Here is a 16,946-nt window from a genome sequence, read left to right as displayed (position 1 = left end):
TGGTTGGATGCCTGTGACGGGCATCCAACTCTACATTTTGGGTGAGGTGATGATGTGTCTGGGACTTGCCGTCTGCTTTATCGGGCTTCCGAATTGACTGATTTCTGCAAACAAGTGTTTATTCAGCTTGGCCTGCCCGCGGATGACGCGGCCATTGCTGCGGATTCGCTGGTCAGAGCGGATTTGGAAGGGAATGAAAGCCATGGCATGAGCAGGCTTTCCATTTATGCGAAACGGATTCAAGAGGGACGGATTTCGGCAAACCCTGCTATTGTCTGCGAATCGTTCGGCTCTATTTTGAAGGTTGACGGAGACAACGGGTTAGGTCAGATCGTATCCTACCGAGCCATTAAGCGGGCTATTGTTATGGTGCAAGAAGGCGGCATCGCAGGGGTATTCATTCGAAACAGCAATCATTTCGGCACTGCCGCCTACTTTTGTCAACAAGCTTGCATGGATAACATAGCTGTGATCGCCATGACCAATTCACCGCCGGGTATCCCTCCTTGGGGAGGGAAGAAAGCTTTTTTTGGAACGAATCCGATCGCATTCGGGTTTCCTCTGCGGAATGAGCCTCCCGTTATCATCGATATGTCTTCCAGTGTGGTGGCGCGGGGGAAAATTATTATGGCGGATAAAACCGGCGAAGCGATACCCTTGGGCTGGGCTATGGACGAGAGCGGCAAAGAGACTGCGGATCCGGCTGCGGCATTGCGCGGCGCCGTTCTTCCGCTTGGAGGAGCGAAAGGATATGCCCTTGCCATGGCGATCGAAATTATGTGCGGGGTATTGAGCGGCGCAGCATATGGCCCGCATGTCAATAACCTGTACAAGGATGGGGATTCTGCGGCTAATGTAGGACACAGCTTTATTTTACTCGACATATCCAGGTGGATGGCAGTCGAACATTATTTTGATATAATGGAAGAGTTTCTTCGAGAGGTAAAGGACGTTCCGAAAGCAGCCGGGGTAGATGAAATTCATTATCCTGGAGAACGGCGCCACGCGAAATATGCGGCAAGATCGGTTGCCGGAATACATATTTCACAGGAAGTGGTCAATGAACTGACACAACTGGGCGAAGACTTGAAAGTCGTCTTTCCGAAAGGGGAACCATCAGTATGAAAATCGTCGTGACGGAATTGAATTGGCCGAACGGGATCGAGCTTTTGCAATCGAAAGGCTGGGAAGTCGTATACGATCCGGACCTCTGGAAAAATCGGGATCGTCTGCGGGAGGAGTTAGTATCCGCCGATGCCGTCATCGTTCGAAATCAGACGATGGTTGACGCTGAATTGCTTGGCTGGAATCATCGTTTGAAGGTCATCGGCCGTCTTGGAGTCGGATTGGATAATATCGATCTTCAGGCTGCCGCTGAGAAAAATATCCAGGTTATTTTCGGGAAAAATGCGAATGCGACGTCAGTCGCCGAATATGTGATTTCCGGCATATTTGCATTCAGTCGATTGCTGATAGAGGCAACCGAGTCTGTAAGATCGGGCGACTGGAACCGAAAAAAATTTTCGGGAACTGAAATATCCGGTAAAACATTAGGTCTTATCGGTGTAGGTGAAATCGGCCATCGGGTGGCAGTGCGGGCAAAAAGCTTGGGTTTGAAGGTCGTCGGATACGATCCTTTTGTCGCTCCTTACGATTTCCCGGTAATGGAAACCGGTATTGAGCTGGTCGGCTATGAGCAAGTTATTGCGGAGTCTGATTTTATAAGTCTGCACGTGCCGCTAACGCCCCAAACACGGAATTTAATGAATATCGACATATTTAGAAAAATGAAAAAAACGTCTATTGTCATCAACAGCGCACGCGGCGGGGTTGTGAACGAAACCGATTTGGAACTGGCTCTGAAAAGCGGCATCATTGCAGGAGCCGTGCTGGATGTGCTGGATCAAGAGCCGCCGCCAGCCGGTCATCCGCTGCTGCAAAGAGAAAATTGCATCATTACCCCGCATATCGCAGGACTCACGGAGGAATCTCAAATCCGTACGGCCGAATTGGTTTCCGCTGAGGTGGCCAACGAGCTTGAGGGACGGATATCCTTATGCAGAGTAAACGTTAAAAGGTAGGGAGCCGGCATGTTTAAATCGATCAACGAAGAGCGAAAGACGTTCTCACGCAAAGTTGTGGAGCATATCAAGGAGCTTATTGTCTCGGGTCAGCTTAAACCGGGGGATAAGCTTCCGGCCGAACGTGAATTGGCGGAAAAGATGGATGTCAGCCGTCCGACGATCCGCGAGGCGTTCAAAATATTGTCAGCGGTCGGGCTGCTCGATATTAAGCAAGGCAGCGGCGTTTATGTTGCGGCTCAGAGCATGCGGCTTGATAATTTGGCTTCGATTCTCTTCATGCAGAGCGACTCGATCCATGAGCTGTTTGAGGTGCGCAAGATGATTGAAGCCGAAAGCGCGGCTAAAGCCGCCATATGCGGAACTGCCGAGTTTCTGGAAGAAATTTATCAAATGACTTCGGATAGTTACAATAAGGTTATCGTGAATCCGCAATTTGCGACGCAGGAAGAACGGGAGACATTTTTGTCCGAATCCGATCAAAGGTTCCACATTATGATTGCAGAGGCAGCAGGCAATGAAGTAGTCGTGAGAATCATGATGAATCTGATTGATCTGCTCAAGCTAAGTCGCATGCAGTCCATGAAAATTCCCGGAAGGGTGGAGCAATCGTTGAAAGAACATATGATGATTGCCCGAATGTTAAAGGAAAACAACATGGATTCGGCCCGATCCTGCATGATCGAGCATCTGGCCAGTGTAGAAACCGATTTATTAGTTGAGCTGAATCATGCCACAAAAGAAGAGGATTCCGTGGAATAAAATAGGAGGGAAGAATGGTGCATGGTCATGGAAATCTTAAATTCGCATCGTTTGGTACCCGAATCATTTCTTTTTTGTTGGATTATGTTATCATATCCTGTTACATCATCCTGCTGATCGGACTATCTTTTCTTGCAAAACCGCTCCTGATTCCATTGTTCACAACAAATGCATGGTCGGCGGAGATCACCGGTTTTTTTCTAATCACGCTGCCTGTTTATCTTTATTTTGCCATATGCGAGGGATCAAAATCGCATGCGACATGGGGAAAACGAAAAATGGGGATAGTAGTGGTTGGCATACACGGACAATCGCTCGGGCTGGGGCGTTCTCTTTTCCGCTCCGCTCTTAAATTCATCCCTTGGGAGCTGGCCCATTTCACCATTTGGCATACGGTCATTCCGTCCGGGTATCCCGAATATATGATCTATAGCTTATTCGCGACGGTCTATGGACTTGTTTTCGTTTACTTGCTATGCGCCTTGATCAGCAAAAATAAACAAACCGTATATGACTTTATTGCCGGAACCGCTGTAAGTTACAAAAATTAAAAATTCAATCGGGCCCTTTTCTTGGAAGGAGTTCCCATTCCTATGAATGGACATCCATATCTATCGGCCGTGACTTCGCCATGGTATGGCAGCTGATGATTTTGGGACTCTCACGTTCCGGGCAGTAAATCATTCATCAATATCAACAGTGCATAAAAGCGCCGTTCCCCGTATTCCCGCAACAAGCTTCGAGGCTTGTACGGAAACAAGGGAAGGCGCTTTTTTTCGCATTTAAGGATTAATAACGGTCCATAATAAGCTGGGTTTTGAGTGAATCCTGGGGCAGGAACCATCCTTTGCTTTGCAGGTAAACGATCAACTCGTCATGCTTTTGCTGCGCGGTTGTGCGGCTGGTCGTCTTGAAGGAGGCCTCGACGACATACTCGATGCCGGTCCCGGCGGCATTTTGTATCGGCCAAATTTCTATGTAGGTTTTGATACCGCTCCATGTTCCGATATATCGTTTTGCTAAGACCGGACCGTATATACGCGAATTATTCAGCATATCCGTCCCCCAGCCGCTGTACAGCCATTTATCCATTTTGACCGGAACGTTATTGACGAGCAGCTTGCGGGAATCGCTTGCGGACGGGAGATCCATGCCGCTGTAGCCGGCTTTGCTGTCGCTTTTCACCCGGGACAAGCTGAGCGTCTGGTTTTGGTAACCCCACTCGACCTGCGCCTCATAGTTGGTATCGCTGGAATCGAAGCCTTCCTGGTTGGCTTTGGTCAGTGCGGCGTCGATATTCCCGTTCGTGATAGGATAGCGCTTTTTGTAAGTCAGCTCAAAATCTTTTTCGCCCTCCGTTTTACGGATACGGGCGACCCAGCCGTTGTCGTAGATGTCTTTGTTGTCCGTGTCCATAAACTGCACGTTCATTTTGGTGACGGTTTCCGGCATGCCGAACGCATCGCGGACGGTGCCGTTCAGCTTGTTGTCGGAGCCCAGCACCACGGCGGAATCAAGCAGCAGCTTCACCTCGTAATCAGGAACCATATTGCTTGCCGCCTTGGCCGGTACGGGCGCGCTCAAGGTGACCGCCAGCAGCGCCAAGCATAGAGTGGAGGCCACTGCTCCGATCCATGGACTTCGTTTACTCATCATAACATCTCCTTCATAAGTTGGATGGACTTACAAAATAGACTATAGAGAGCGATTGTAATCCTGATGTCAACGCGGCGTGTTGTTATTGTAAATGAAGCCCGGGGATGCGGCCGTTTACCCCGACACCGCCAGACGCAAATGGGCGATAAATTCATCCATAACGGCCGATTGACGGCGATCCAGATTATAGGCGAAGAAGACATAGCGATTGTACGCATTTTGCGGAATTTGCCGGATCAGCAGTTCTCCGTTTTCCAATTCTTTGCGAACGGCAATACGGGATACGAAGGATACGCCTTCGCCCAGCATTACCGTCTGCTTGATCGCCTCCAGCGAATCGAGCTCCATATGGGCATTGAGCTCGATCCGATTGCTCTGCGCCCACTTGGAGGTCAACTGGCGCGTGCTGGACTCGGGACTGTGCAGAAGGAACGGAACCTGCTCGAGCTGATCGGGGTACAGCTGCGAATGTCCGGCCAGCCAGTGCTGCGGGGACATAATAAGCACCAGCTCGTCCTCGCACAACGTCTCGGCCAGCAGCGGCGGCAGCTGGAACGGCTCGCAGGATACGATCCCCAGATCGATCTCATGGTTGAGGAGCAGCTCCTTGACGACCGGCGCGGTCCTGACCATCAGCGATAAGCTTATTCTAGGGTAGCTCTTGGCGAACCCGCTTAAAATACGCGGCAAAATGTAAGTCCCCGGTACATAGCTTGCCCCGATTTTCAGGGAGCCTCTGCCGAGCTGGTCGAACTCCTTCACCACTCTTTCGGCTTCCTGGGCGAGTGAATTGATTTTCACCGAATAATGAAACAGCGACTTGCCCGCCTCCGTCAAATGCACTTTCCCCGAGCGGGTTTCGAACAATTGAACGCCCAGCTCCTGCTCCAGGCTTTTCATATGGAACGTCACTGTCGGCTGCTTCAACCCGAGCTCATCGGCGACCGCCGTAATTTTCTTGTATTTTTCCAGCAGCACAACGATTTGCAGCTTTAATAAATTCATGGCGTAGAACCTCCTGTTCCTTCTCTCGCACAACCTTGACGGAATCAGTATAGAAAAAATCTATGGAATTGAATAGATACCATTGATATGTTTAACAAAATCTTTACGTGGCGATAATATTTCCCTGCATTTGGGACTGTACACTGAGTGTAGATTGGCAGATAGGAAGGGAAGTTCATGGATGTCGTAATTCAAGGTTTGCAAAAGTCGTTCGATCAAGTGAAGGCGCTGCACCCGACGGATCTGCGCATTCGTCAAGGCCGCTTCACTACGCTTCTGGGCCCCTCGGGCTGCGGTAAGACGACGCTGCTGCGGATGATTGCCGGGCTCGAGACACCCGACCGCGGCGAAATCTCCGTCGGAGACGAGCGCATATTTTCAAGCGCCCGCAGCATTGACAAGCCGGCGCATCGCCGCAGCTTCGGGATGGTCTTTCAGGACTTTGCGCTGTGGCCTCATATGACGGTATTCGAGAATATCGCTTTCGGCTTGCGGGCATCAGGAAAGACCAAGGACCTGAAGCGTCAAGTGCAGGAAGCGGTTGATACGGTCAGACTGGGCGGGATGGAGAGCCGGTATCCTCACCAGCTGTCAGGGGGACAGCAGCAGCGGGTCGCTTTTGCCCGGGCGGTCGTGACAAAGCCGCAGCTGGTTCTGTTCGACGAGCCGCTAAGCGCGCTCGACGCGATGCTGCGGGACGAAATGCGCCTCGAGCTGATCAGTCTGGTACGGGATATCGGCTTGACCGCATTGTATGTCACGCATGATCAGACCGAAGCGATGTCGATGTCCGACGAGATTGTCGTCATGAAGGAAGGCCGGATTTTGCAGGTCGGACAGCCGGAGCATATTTACGGCGCACCGGTGCATCCGTTTGTCGCCCAGTTTATCGGCAAGTCGAACTGGCTGGAGAAGGACCGGAGCATGGTGCGGCCGGAGCACATCAGCTGGCAGCAGGCGGCAGGGGACGAACGGTATACGGGCACAATTCGCAGCGTCAGCTATTTGGGCGACCGCTACGAGGTGCAGCTGGACATGGGCGGCTTGGGAAGCTGGACGGCATATTCTCAGATGAGAATGCCGATCGGAGAACAAGCGGACTTGTATGTGGCTGCGCAACATATTCATCGTATTTTATAATTGAAGGGGAGGTTTATTACAATGAACATGACTACAGGATTGAAAAACGGGGCGCTGCTGATGCTAACGGCAATGGTAGGCTTCGGTATCGCAGGCTGCGGAACTTCGCCGCAAGCATCGACAACGAACGGAGCGGCGCCAAAGGCGGAGCAAGTGTCCGCACAGCCTGCCAAGGATGCCAAGCCCGATGAGCAAAAAGACGAGAAGAAGCTGAGCGGGAAGCTGGTCGTCTACAGCGCGGGTCCGAAGGAGCTGGCGGAAAGCATCCAAAAAGGCTATGAAGCCAAAACCGGTGTGAAAATCGAGATGTTCCAAGGCACGACCGGGAAAATTTTGTCCCGTATGGAAGCGGAGAAGGCTAATCCGGTGGTGGACGTCGTCGTACTCGCTTCGCTGCCATCCGCACAAGGACTCAAAAAGAGCGGGCTTACGCTCGAATATAAGGATGCGAAAAACGCGGACAAGTTGATCCCGGAATGGTCCGATAAAGACGGCAACTTCTTCGGTTACAGCGCATCCGCGCTCGGGATCGGCTACAATACCAAGCTGGTGAAAAATCCGCCCAAGGAGTGGGCCGATCTGACGAAAGACGAGTGGAAGGGCAAAGTCAATATTCCCGATCCTGCCTTATCCGGCTCCGCGCTCGATTTCGTTACCGGCTATCTCAGCACCAGGGGCGATTCGGGATGGGAGCTGCTGGAGCAATACAAGAAAAACGGCGTAGCGATGGCCGGCGCCAACCAGGAAGCGCTGGATCCGGTCATTACCGGCTCCAAGAGCATCGTCGCCGCCGGGGTCGACTACATGACTTACCAAGCCAAGTCCAAGGGCGAGCCGATCGATATGATCTATCCCGCCAGCGGTACCGTGATCAGCCCCCGTCCGGCCGCCATTGTCAAATCGAGCAAAAATGTGGATAACGCCAAAGCGTACATCGATTATTTGCTGTCGGACGAAGCGCAAAAAATGGTTGCCGAAACCTATTTGCTGCCAGGCCGCAAAGACGTCGCAGCCAAGGATCGTCCGGGCGCCGATCAAATTCCGCAAATGAAAGTAGACTGGTCCTGGATGGACACTAACGGCGACGCAGTAACGAAGAAATTTACCCAGCTGTTTAAGTAGAGGCGGACATGTACTGGACAAAGACGGTTTCGTATAAACAATTGGGGATGACGCTAGCCTTGCTGCTCTTGGCGATGCTCGTAGTCGTCCCGCTTTTTTTCATATTAATGACCAGCGTGCATTCGGGAGACAAGCTGGATTTCCTTGCGCCTCTGCGTACGATTATGGAGAATGAGCTGGGCGAAGTATTCTGGAATTCAATCTGGCTCGGGCTGTGGGTCGTTGCCGGGGCGACCGTGCTGGCTTTGCCGCTGGCGTGGATTTTGTCCCGTACGGAACTGAAGAAGCATAGTTGGCTCGATATCGTTCTGTTAATCCCGTTCATGACGCCGCCTTATATCGGGTCGATGGGCTGGATTTTGTTCATGCAGACGAACGGCTATCTGGAGCAGCTGCTGCCTGCCGCAGCGGCGGTGACGCCGGTATTTTTCAGCTCATTCGGGATGATCGCGATCATGAGCTTTCATTTATTCCCGTTTCTGTATTTGATTCTCCGCAATGCGATGGTGCAGATCGGCGGCAGCAAGGAAGAAGCGGCGAGCGTACACGGCGGCCGGTTTCTCTACAGCTTCCGCCGCATCGTGCTGCCGCTGCTGCTGTCCAGCTATGCGATGGGGGCGCTGCTGATCTTCGTCAAAACGATTGCCGAATTCGGCACTCCGGCTACCTTCGGGCGTAAAATCGGATTCTATGTGCTCACTTCGGAAATACACAAGTACATTTCGAGCTGGCCGATCGATTTCGGCAAGGCAACGGCTCTCGCTTCGATTCTGCTCAGCACCTGCTTGCTTGTCTGGTACATCCAGTCGGTCGTCAGCCAGCGGTTCTCTTATTCACTGGTCGGCGGCAAAGGCTCGCGCGGCAAGCTGTACCGGCTGACCGGCTGGACGCGCATGCTGGCCTGGCTGTATGTGATCGGCTTGCTTCTGCTGTCCATCGGCGTGCCGTATTTCTCGATCATCGCCGCATCGATGATGAAGCTGCGCGGCGCAGGCCTTGCATGGGGCAATTTGACGCTGCAGCATTACGCGGAGCTGCTTGCCTGGGGCTCGAAAAGCATGCAGGCGCTTATGAACAGCTTGAGCTTGTCGCTGGCGGCGGCGACGATATCGGTCATTCTCGGCACCTACTTCGCCCTAATGATCGGGCGCGCCAAATCATGGCCGCAGCGCATAACGGACTTGTTCAGCCTGCTGCCGAATACGGTGCCGGGGATCGTCATCGTCGTAGGCTTGATTTTGCTGTGGAACGCACCGTGGAACCCCGTTCCGCTGTACAATACTTACGGCATGGTGGTTCTGACGTATATCGTCTTCTTTTTGCCGTACACGGTTCAGTATGTCAAAGCGAATTTCGCTCAGCTGGACGAATCGCTGTTTCAGGCGGGGCGCGTATTCGGAGGGAACCCGGCCTATATTTTCCGGCGCATTTTGGTGCCGCTGATCATTCCGGGAATGCTGGCCGGATGGATGATGACATTCACCATCTCGGTTCGCGAGCTGGTCGCATCGCTGATGATTTTACCGCCGTCGATGGAAACGTCGGCGACCTATATTTTCTCGCAGTTCGAGCAGGGCAAGGTGTCTCTCGGTATGGCGATGGCCGTCGTATCCGTCGGGCTGACCACGCTGCTGCTGCTCGGCATCAACATCTTGAGCGCGAACCAAAAGTGGAGTGTGAAATAATGCAAGCAACCGTGTGGGGAGGAGCAGGAGAGCACGGGCGCTCCAGCTACCTGATCGAACATCGTCAAACCCGCGTGCTGCTCGATTGCGGGGTGAAGAAGGAAGGCTCCGGAGCGTATCCTTCCTTATGCGGGCAAACCGTGGCCTCGTTGGACGCGGTGTTTTTGTCTCATGCCCATGAGGATCATTCCATGGCGCTGCCGCTGCTGTATAAATTAGGCTACCGCGGTCCCGTATGGACGACGCGGGCTACGGCCCGGCAGCTGCCCGTCTATTTCCGCGCGTGGCAGCAATATGTAGAGTCCCGTGGAGCCCGGCTGCCGTATGAAGCGTGTCATATCGAAGCGATTCAATATGCTTATCTGGAAGAAGCGGTTGCTCCCGGAGAGTGGCTTGCTATCTCGCCAAGGCTGAGCGTATGCTGGGGCCGCAGCGGCCATCTGCCCGGCTCGGTCTGGCTGCTGCTGAAGCTCGAGGATCGCATTGTTTTCTTCTCCGGCGATTATACGGCGGAATCGGCGCTGCTCGCCGCCGATCGTCCTGCGCTGCCCGCTGCGGAGGAGCGGCTGAAGCTGCCTTCAGGCGAGGGCAGTGCGCAGGCGGATGTCCAAGCGGCATACGTTCCGGGCGCGACTGTCGTCGATTTGGCGATAATCGATGCGGCTTATGCGGCCGATCCCGATTCCCAGGCGCAAAAGCTGGAGCAGCTGAAGCAGGCTGTCGGCGAAGCTTTGGAGCGCGGCGAGACGGTGCTGCTGCCTGTACCGGTATTCGGAAGAGGGCAGGAGCTGCTGCTGTGGGCGCAAGGGACATTCTCCGGCACCCGCATCATCGTGGAGAAGGATCTCGTCGATGCGATGGGCGACATGCTGGATTGGAAGCAATGGCTGCGGGAGGATGCCGCAGGGCGTATCGCCCGCGGGCTGCGGTATACGAACATGGCCGTTGTGGAAGACGATGCCGGGCGGGAACGGGAGCTGAACGATACATCGACAGCGGCCATCGTCTTGACGCCTGACGGCATGATGCAGTCGGCCCGCTGCCGATGGTATTACGATCAGCTGCGCCAGCGTGGAAACTGCCGCGTCATCTTGACCGGACATCTGGCCCGGGGCAGCCTCGGGCAGCGCCTGCTCGCGGAGCAGGCGGGTCACGGCACAGACGCGCCTCGCGTCAGCTTTGTCCGCTACAAGGTACACCAGGGCAAGCCTGATGTCAGCGCGATGCTGGATGCGCTGCCGGCCAAGGAGGCGATGCTTGTCCACGCGCGCAAGCCGTCTGCGGATGTCCTTCGCACCGAGCTGATGGAGGAAGGCTATGCGCATCTGCATTCGCTGACGATTGGAGATACGCTGGTCGTACGTTAAACGAAAATTGATGCATATGCGCCTGTTAACGACCCTATGTTTCTTCTTGCAGATCAAGCCATACTTTTTCGTGAATGGCAAACCCGCGCTCGGCGCGGGTTTTTCATTTTTTTGTCCTATAAATCCTATAGGATGACAAGTATTGTCTATTGTAGCGGCAAATCGTAGTTGGTAATATCTGCATTATATTGCGGTTTAAATTATTGTTATCCTTCAGCCATGTTTAACATTGAATAGTACGGGGGTGACGGTACATGTTGAAGGTAATGATCGTTGAGGATGAGGACATTGTAAGAGACGATATCAAGCATTTGATCGATTGGAAAGAGAACGGTTTCAATATCATCGCCGAAGCAAGAAACGGAGGGGAGGGCTTGCGGTTTTTCCATGACCACAATCCCGACATTATTATTACGGACATCAAAATGCCGGTGATGGGCGGTCTGGAAATGATCAGCAGCATCATGCAGGTGCGCAAAAGCAAAAAAATTATTTTGCTCACCGCCTACGGCGATTTTGATTTTGCCCGTGAAGCGATCAAGCTGGGGATCCATTCCTATGTGTTGAAGCATGAGCTGGACGGCTCCATGCTGATACAGGAGCTGAACAAACTGAAGCATCAAATGGAGGAGGAAGAAAGCGTCGGGGACTTGGCCAGAAAAGAGCAGCTGCGCATGTTTCTAAAGCGGATCGAGTCGCAGAGCGGCGATGTCGAACCGGCCGGCACAGATCATCTTTTCCGTTGGCAAGGAAGAACGGGTGTTCTTGTATTGGGTTTTGAGCCTTTGCCGTCCGATCAGGAGCCACAGTCCTTTCTCAATAAAGGAATCGACAAGAAGGAATTCGTCGATTTTTTATATACCCGTTCGTTTCAAGACATCGAAGCGGAAGCGGTTGATCTGAACAATAACGAATACATTATTTTTTACCGGATTCCCGAGCGCAGCAGTGAACGGTCCTTATTTGAATTCGGCGCTGCATTTGCCAACCAGCTGCAGGCTGCCGTTTCCGGGGCATTTCCGGATACGCCGCTGTCCATAGCCGTGGGACCGGTGTTCGGACATTACCGCGAGCTCCGGAACAGCCTGAAAAAAACAAGAGAGCTGTTTTCGAAACGTATTTTTAAAAAAGGAAATTGTATCCTGACCCATGCGCAGGAGCCGTCCAACAAGGAGGCGCTGCAGGCCGCCGTCGAATTGAAATTAACGGAAATTCACAATTATGTAGCTTCCGAACAATATGCGCAGGTCCATGGCGAGCTGGATGAGCTGTTTACGCGTCTTCTTATTGAGCTGCAGGATACGGCCGTTCTGCGAAGCTGCATATTGGAGCTGATTCGTTCGATTAACCAGAAAGGGCTAGCCAGGCAAGGCACCCCGATGATTGAGACGTTCGAGGCTTTGACGGAGATTCAGCAGTTGGCCAATGTATATCAAATTGCCGGCTGGTTCAAGCACATCCTGAACCTTTTGGAAGCAGAAACCAACTCCAAATACAGTAAAAAAATAAGGGAGCTGCTTCAATTTATTCACGACAATTACCAGAAGGATATTTCATTAAACGAGCTCGCGGACCGGCTCGGATTCAGTCTGATCTACACGAGTCAGCTGTTTAAAAAAGAGGTCGGCGTTTCATTCGTTACCTATCTCACCAAATACCGGATGGAGAAAGCGAAAGAGCTGTTGGAAACGGGCCGGTACAAAGTATACGAGGTTAGCGCGATGGTAGGCTACCAAACGGTGCAATATTTTTGCAAAACATTTAAAAAGGTGACCGGCCACAATCCGGGCGACCTGTAAAAGCAGAAGGATCAACTTGAGGAGACCTGATTGGATGCCCGTTTTATTAAAGTCGATGCGGATTAAGACGAAAATTACCGCCGTAGCGTTTATTTCCATTTTGCTGTCCGTCGGTTTAAGCGGATTTTCGATTTATTTATACGTCAATCCGATTTTGAGCAAGCAAATTGTGAGGGACAACCAAGCGATCGTCGCCAAAATCGCGCAGCAGATATCATATCAGATCGAAGATGCCGTCAATTACGCCAGAGGGATCGTGGTCAACGATCAATTGCAATTGCTGCTCAAAAAAATGTCGACGATCGAAGGCTATGATTATTACGTCAACAATTTGCAGTTGGAAACGATGCTGAAGGAATACAGCCTGCTGAGGGACAACATCATTGTCGATATGATCATCGTGGACAATAACAATAAAGTATTGGAAATGAACGATGTGTATTCCAGCTCGATCAGCGAAGATTGGTATGACGACTTTCGCGCAAGCCCGATGTATAACGGCTTTTCCAAAAAACATATCGTCACCAATAATGTGAATACGTTATCCCGGATTATGGTTATTACGTATGTGATGAATATTTACGACAAACAGACGCCCAACGTTTACTTGGGCAAGCTGTTGATCCATATGAATTACGATGTGCTGGTCAAGCCTATGCTCACCGACCCGGTGCTTGGCATCCGTATTCAAACGATGGATAAAAACGAACGTATTGTTTACGCCCCCGACCAGCCGTTCAGAGTAAGTCCCGATGAAGCGCTTGTTTCTATGCTGTTTCCGGAAAAGTCGGTTTTGAGGGACGGACAATATTATTTCATCGAATCGATCCCTTTGTCCGAATGGAAGGTCATGGGAATCTTGTCGGAAAATAAAATAAACGCCAACATGAAATATACCAACTACGTACTGCTGTCCATTATGGTCATTTGCCTGCTTATGATGTCCGTCTTCATCTACCCTGTCGTTTCCAACGTGACGAAGCCTCTGATGAAGCTGATCCGGGGAATGAGGCAAGTATCCAAGGGGGAGTTGACTACAAACCTCATCGTAACAAGCGGCGACGAAATTGAAGAAGTGGCTAAAGTGTTTAATAAAATGGTTAGGGACATTAAAGATCTGGTGGACGAGTCGGTGCTCATGGAGAAGAAAAAGCGAGAGCTGGAGCTGCAGATGTTCATGTATCAGATCAATCCCCACTTTATTTACAACACGTTAAATTCGGTCATCTATTTGGCGCGCAAGGCAAATGCGCCGGATATCGCTACATTGACCAAGGCGTTTATTTCGTTTTTGCAGCGTACGATCAAAAATAAGCCGGAAATGCTATCGTCTATTAGCGAAGAAATGATCTATATCGAGGACTATGCGAAAATTTTGCAGTACAGGTACAACGGGCGGATGGAACTGGAATGGCATGTCGACGCGGACTGCCGGGAGAAGAAAATTCCCCGCATGATTTTATATCCGCTGGTGGAAAACAGCATTTATCACGGCATCCTTCCGTCGCAGCGGCCAGGATGGATTCGGATCGGCGTCACGTCGGCCGACAATCTGCTTACCGTATCCGTGGAAGACAACGGTGTAGGAATGGCAGCCGGCAAGCTGGAGAAGCTTCGCTCCCTAATGAACTCGCCGTTTTTGCAGGAAGACTTGGATCATATCGGTATGCTGAATGTGAATAACCGGTTAAAGCTGATGTTTGATGAGGCTGCGATTTTACATATCGAGAGCGTTGAGAACAACGGCACACGCATAAGATTCTCCATTCCTGACAGCCTGCCGGATGACGCAGATCATAAAATTGTATAATTTTTAATAATTTTGACATGTATGAACCGAAAACGACGCCTGATATAGTTATCCGTGTAAGTAAAAGAGACACACACATATATCAATGAGGAGGATGGCTTATGCGGAAAAGATTACTGAAAGCGATGCCAATTATGCTGCTGACGGCAATGTTGGGGTTGGCCGGATGCAGCGGAGGCGCGCAGCAAGGCGCAGCCCCAAGCGCGGGTGCGGACGGCAAGCAGGAAACGGCGAGCAGCACCGGCAAAAAGACGGATATCAACATTTGGTTATGGGATAAAACCGATTCCCGCGCCAAAATGTATGAGGAATTCACCAAACTGTATCCGCAGTACAACATCGTAATGACGGCAGTCGAAAGCAAGGATATGGCGCAAAAATTGCAAACCGCTCTCGCATCGGGAGCCGATTTGCCTGATATTGCCTGGCTGGAGCAAACCTATAGAGGCAAACTGCTGTCGCTGAATATTTGGGAAGATCTGAGCAAGGCGCCTTACAATCTCGATAAATCCCAGGTGCTTGATTATTTGATTCCCCTTGAAACGACGGAAAGCGGCGTCTATGTAGGTCCCGAAGCTCCTTCCGTAGCGGGAATGGCTTATAAACGGGCGCTGACGAAACAATATTTCGGTACGGATGACCGAGCGGAATTGGAAAAAATATTTACGGATTGGGATACATTCATCAAAAAAGGCATCGAAGTGAAAGAAAAATCGAACGGCAAGGTGTTTATGTTCGCAAGCTTGGGCGACGCGTATGCTTTCCTGAAAGGCCAAACGAGCACGCCGTTTATTCAAGGCAACACGCTGAATTTGAAGGAAGGCGCGACACCGCTGATGGATAAGCTTATTCAAATGAAAAAAGCGGGCATTGTGGATGTGCTGGACACCAACTCGCCTGCGGCCAACGCTTCTTATACGGATGAGACTCATATTTTTTATCCGTGCGCGAACTGGTCGGTCGAATTTACGATCAAAGCGAACGATAAAAACGGCATCGGACGCTGGGGTTTTATGATTCCTCCGGGCGGACCTTTCCCTCTAGGCGGAACGGTGCAAGCGGTTCCACAAAAAGCGAAAAATAAAGTCGGCGCCGCCGAATTGATCAAATTCCTGTTCTTGTCCGAAAAAGGCTCCGAGGTCGCCCGCGACTATAAAGGCAACTTCTCGCCGTTCAAACCGATTTATTCCAAGCCGGATTTCTATTCCAAGAAAGAAGAACATTTCGCCGGCCAGGACGTGCAGAAGGCGATCGCGCAGGACGTCTTCCCGAAAATTAAATCGGTGCGCTTGCCAAGCAAATACGACCAGGATATCGACGACTCCATCAACGTGGCGATGAAAACGATCAACGCGTCGAAGGACGGGAATATCGATGCCGTACAGCTGGTGAAGAAGATGGAAGATGATTTGAAGAACAAACAGCCTGATTTGAAGGTGCAGTAATCGAACAAAACCCCCCAATTATTCACAGAAATTTGCTGCGCATTATTTCCAACAAGTCCGGTGAAAAAATCATGAAGCGGGCAGTTATTCACCGGACTTCTAATCAACAAAGAACAAGGGAGCTTGGTTTCAGGCGCAAGCTCCCTCTTCATTCCAACATGGAGATAGAAGGTGAGTGGTTTGCAAAGGATGGGAAGAAGAGCGACACCTTATTTGCTGTTGACACCGTATTTTTTATTGTACTTGGCGTTCGGTTTGTTTCCGATCCTGTTCTCGCTTGTCATCAGCTTTACGAAATGGGACGGCATTACCGATATGACTTTTGTCGGCTTCAGCAATTATATCCGCATTTTTACGAACGACAGTTTGTTTTACGAATCATTGTTCAACACCTTTCTGATCATTATGATCACGATTCCTATCGAAATTGCGCTAGGACTTTTACTTGCCGTATTTTTGAAAGATTTTTTCCGCAAATCGCGAAATGCGCTTCAACTGATTAACTTCCTGCCGTATATAACGACCCCGGTCGCTATTGGGATCATATTCCAGATTTTATTCGACTGGAAGAACGGCTCGGTGAACGCTGTACTCGGTAAAATGGGCATCGATGCCGTATATTGGCTTGGCGTCCCGTGGGCGGCGAGGCTGGTCGTCATCATTATGCAAAGCTGGACGGCTTACGGCTATAAAATGGTGCTATTCTTGTCCGGTTTGTCGACGATTCCCGAGGAGCTGTACGAATCCGCGAAGATCGACGGGGCTAAATGGATAGACAGCTTTATTCACATTACGCTGCCGATGCTGCGGCCTATTATGCTATTTGTCGTCACGACAAGCATCATTAACGGGTTCCGGTTGTTTGACGAGCCCCAGCTCCTGTTCCAATCCGCATCGCAGCCGATCGGCGGCCCCGAGCATGCCGTTTTGACGGTGGTCATGAGATATTACGATGTGGCGTTCCACAACTTTGAATTCGGCTACGGCTCGGCGATCGCCTACAGCTTGTTTATTGTCATATCCATCTTTTCCTTTTTCTCCATGAAAATGATGAACCGCGGGGAGGAATCGTAA

Annotated in this window: 14 protein-coding genes; 12 read left to right on the top strand and 2 right to left on the bottom strand. The window is 51.2% G+C overall.

Features of this window, described 5'->3' with window-relative positions; genetic code table 11:
- Window positions 1-54 precede the first annotated feature (54 nt).
- The 4 genes from E1757_RS11075 to E1757_RS11060 are packed head-to-tail and all read left to right on the top strand — an operon-like array spanning window position 55 to window position 3,394.
- Window positions 55-1,125 (top strand): Ldh family oxidoreductase, encoded by a 1,071-nt coding sequence (locus tag E1757_RS11075; protein ID WP_246079141.1) that lies wholly within the window; start codon window positions 55-57, stop codon window positions 1,123-1,125.
- Window positions 1,122-2,081 (top strand): hydroxyacid dehydrogenase, encoded by a 960-nt coding sequence (locus tag E1757_RS11070; protein ID WP_133227760.1) that lies wholly within the window; start codon window positions 1,122-1,124, stop codon window positions 2,079-2,081. The genes E1757_RS11075 and E1757_RS11070 overlap by 4 nt, the downstream gene beginning before the upstream one ends.
- Window positions 2,082-2,090: 9 nt before the next feature.
- Window positions 2,091-2,843 (top strand): FadR/GntR family transcriptional regulator, encoded by a 753-nt coding sequence (locus E1757_RS11065; protein WP_133227758.1) that lies wholly within the window; start codon window positions 2,091-2,093, stop codon window positions 2,841-2,843.
- 14 nt (window positions 2,844-2,857) lie between these two features.
- Window positions 2,858-3,394 (top strand): RDD family protein, encoded by a 537-nt coding sequence (locus E1757_RS11060; protein ID WP_133227756.1) that lies wholly within the window; start codon window positions 2,858-2,860, stop codon window positions 3,392-3,394.
- Between the two features lie 238 nt (window positions 3,395-3,632).
- Here E1757_RS11060 and E1757_RS11055 read toward each other — a convergent pair whose 3' ends face one another.
- Together E1757_RS11055 and E1757_RS11050 are read right to left on the bottom strand one after the other, a co-directional pair.
- Window positions 3,633-4,499 (bottom strand): hypothetical protein, encoded by an 867-nt coding sequence (locus E1757_RS11055; protein WP_246079140.1) that lies wholly within the window; start codon window positions 4,497-4,499, stop codon window positions 3,633-3,635.
- A gap of 114 nt (window positions 4,500-4,613) precedes the next feature.
- Window positions 4,614-5,504: a LysR substrate-binding domain-containing protein gene (locus E1757_RS11050; protein WP_133227752.1), complete on the bottom strand. Its 891-nt coding sequence runs from the start codon at window positions 5,502-5,504 to the stop codon at window positions 4,614-4,616.
- Window positions 5,505-5,681: 177 nt separating this feature from the next.
- Here E1757_RS11050 and E1757_RS11045 point away from each other — a divergent pair, with 177 nt between their 5' ends.
- From E1757_RS11045 to E1757_RS11010, 8 genes are all read left to right on the top strand, one after another.
- Window positions 5,682-6,644 (top strand): ABC transporter ATP-binding protein, encoded by a 963-nt coding sequence (locus E1757_RS11045; RefSeq protein ID WP_133227750.1) that lies wholly within the window; start codon window positions 5,682-5,684, stop codon window positions 6,642-6,644.
- A gap of 21 nt (window positions 6,645-6,665) precedes the next feature.
- The gene (locus E1757_RS11040; RefSeq protein ID WP_133227748.1) at window positions 6,666-7,766 is read left to right on the top strand and encodes an ABC transporter substrate-binding protein; all 1,101 of its coding nucleotides are present in this window, start codon (window positions 6,666-6,668) and stop codon (window positions 7,764-7,766) included.
- An 8-nt stretch (window positions 7,767-7,774) separates the two neighbouring features.
- Window positions 7,775-9,451 (top strand): ABC transporter permease, encoded by a 1,677-nt coding sequence (locus E1757_RS11035; RefSeq protein ID WP_133227746.1) that lies wholly within the window; start codon window positions 7,775-7,777, stop codon window positions 9,449-9,451.
- Window positions 9,451-10,818: an MBL fold metallo-hydrolase gene (locus E1757_RS11030; RefSeq protein ID WP_133227744.1), complete on the top strand. Its 1,368-nt coding sequence runs from the start codon at window positions 9,451-9,453 to the stop codon at window positions 10,816-10,818. Before E1757_RS11035 ends, E1757_RS11030 begins: the two co-directional genes overlap by 1 nt.
- 254 nt (window positions 10,819-11,072) lie before the next feature.
- Window positions 11,073-12,617, top strand: coding sequence for a response regulator transcription factor (locus E1757_RS11025; RefSeq protein WP_133227742.1), 1,545 nt, complete (start codon window positions 11,073-11,075; stop codon window positions 12,615-12,617).
- A gap of 34 nt (window positions 12,618-12,651) precedes the next feature.
- On the top strand, window positions 12,652-14,427 hold the full coding sequence (locus E1757_RS11020) for a sensor histidine kinase (protein WP_133227740.1): 1,776 nt from the start codon (window positions 12,652-12,654) through the stop codon (window positions 14,425-14,427).
- Window positions 14,428-14,528: 101 nt separating this feature from the next.
- Window positions 14,529-15,872, top strand: a complete 1,344-nt coding sequence (locus E1757_RS11015) for an ABC transporter substrate-binding protein (RefSeq protein WP_133227738.1) — start codon at window positions 14,529-14,531, stop codon at window positions 15,870-15,872.
- A gap of 171 nt (window positions 15,873-16,043) precedes the next feature.
- The gene (locus E1757_RS11010) at window positions 16,044-16,946 is read left to right on the top strand and encodes a carbohydrate ABC transporter permease (protein WP_246079139.1); all 903 of its coding nucleotides are present in this window, start codon (window positions 16,044-16,046) and stop codon (window positions 16,944-16,946) included.

Source organism: Paenibacillus piri (assembly GCF_004354045.1).
In the GTDB taxonomy this organism is placed as follows: Bacteria; Bacillota; Bacilli; order Paenibacillales; family NBRC-103111; genus Paenibacillus_S; species Paenibacillus_S piri.
This window is presented reverse-complemented; position numbering and strand designations above follow the sequence as displayed.

Coding starts and splice junctions, on each gene's coding strand:
- E1757_RS11070 (WP_133227760.1), top strand. CDS start 1,122: ATGAAAATCGTCGTGACGGAATTGAATTGGCCGAACGGGATCGAGCTT.
- E1757_RS11065 (WP_133227758.1), top strand. CDS start 2,091: ATGTTTAAATCGATCAACGAAGAGCGAAAGACGTTCTCACGCAAAGTT.
- E1757_RS11060 (WP_133227756.1), top strand. CDS start 2,858: ATGGTGCATGGTCATGGAAATCTTAAATTCGCATCGTTTGGTACCCGA.
- E1757_RS11055 (WP_246079140.1), bottom strand. CDS start 4,499: ATGATGAGTAAACGAAGTCCATGGATCGGAGCAGTGGCCTCCACTCTA.
- E1757_RS11050 (WP_133227752.1), bottom strand. CDS start 5,504: ATGAATTTATTAAAGCTGCAAATCGTTGTGCTGCTGGAAAAATACAAG.
- E1757_RS11045 (WP_133227750.1), top strand. CDS start 5,682: ATGGATGTCGTAATTCAAGGTTTGCAAAAGTCGTTCGATCAAGTGAAG.
- E1757_RS11040 (WP_133227748.1), top strand. CDS start 6,666: ATGAACATGACTACAGGATTGAAAAACGGGGCGCTGCTGATGCTAACG.
- E1757_RS11035 (WP_133227746.1), top strand. CDS start 7,775: ATGTACTGGACAAAGACGGTTTCGTATAAACAATTGGGGATGACGCTA.
- E1757_RS11030 (WP_133227744.1), top strand. CDS start 9,451: ATGCAAGCAACCGTGTGGGGAGGAGCAGGAGAGCACGGGCGCTCCAGC.
- E1757_RS11025 (WP_133227742.1), top strand. CDS start 11,073: ATGTTGAAGGTAATGATCGTTGAGGATGAGGACATTGTAAGAGACGAT.
- E1757_RS11020 (WP_133227740.1), top strand. CDS start 12,652: ATGCCCGTTTTATTAAAGTCGATGCGGATTAAGACGAAAATTACCGCC.
- E1757_RS11015 (WP_133227738.1), top strand. CDS start 14,529: ATGCGGAAAAGATTACTGAAAGCGATGCCAATTATGCTGCTGACGGCA.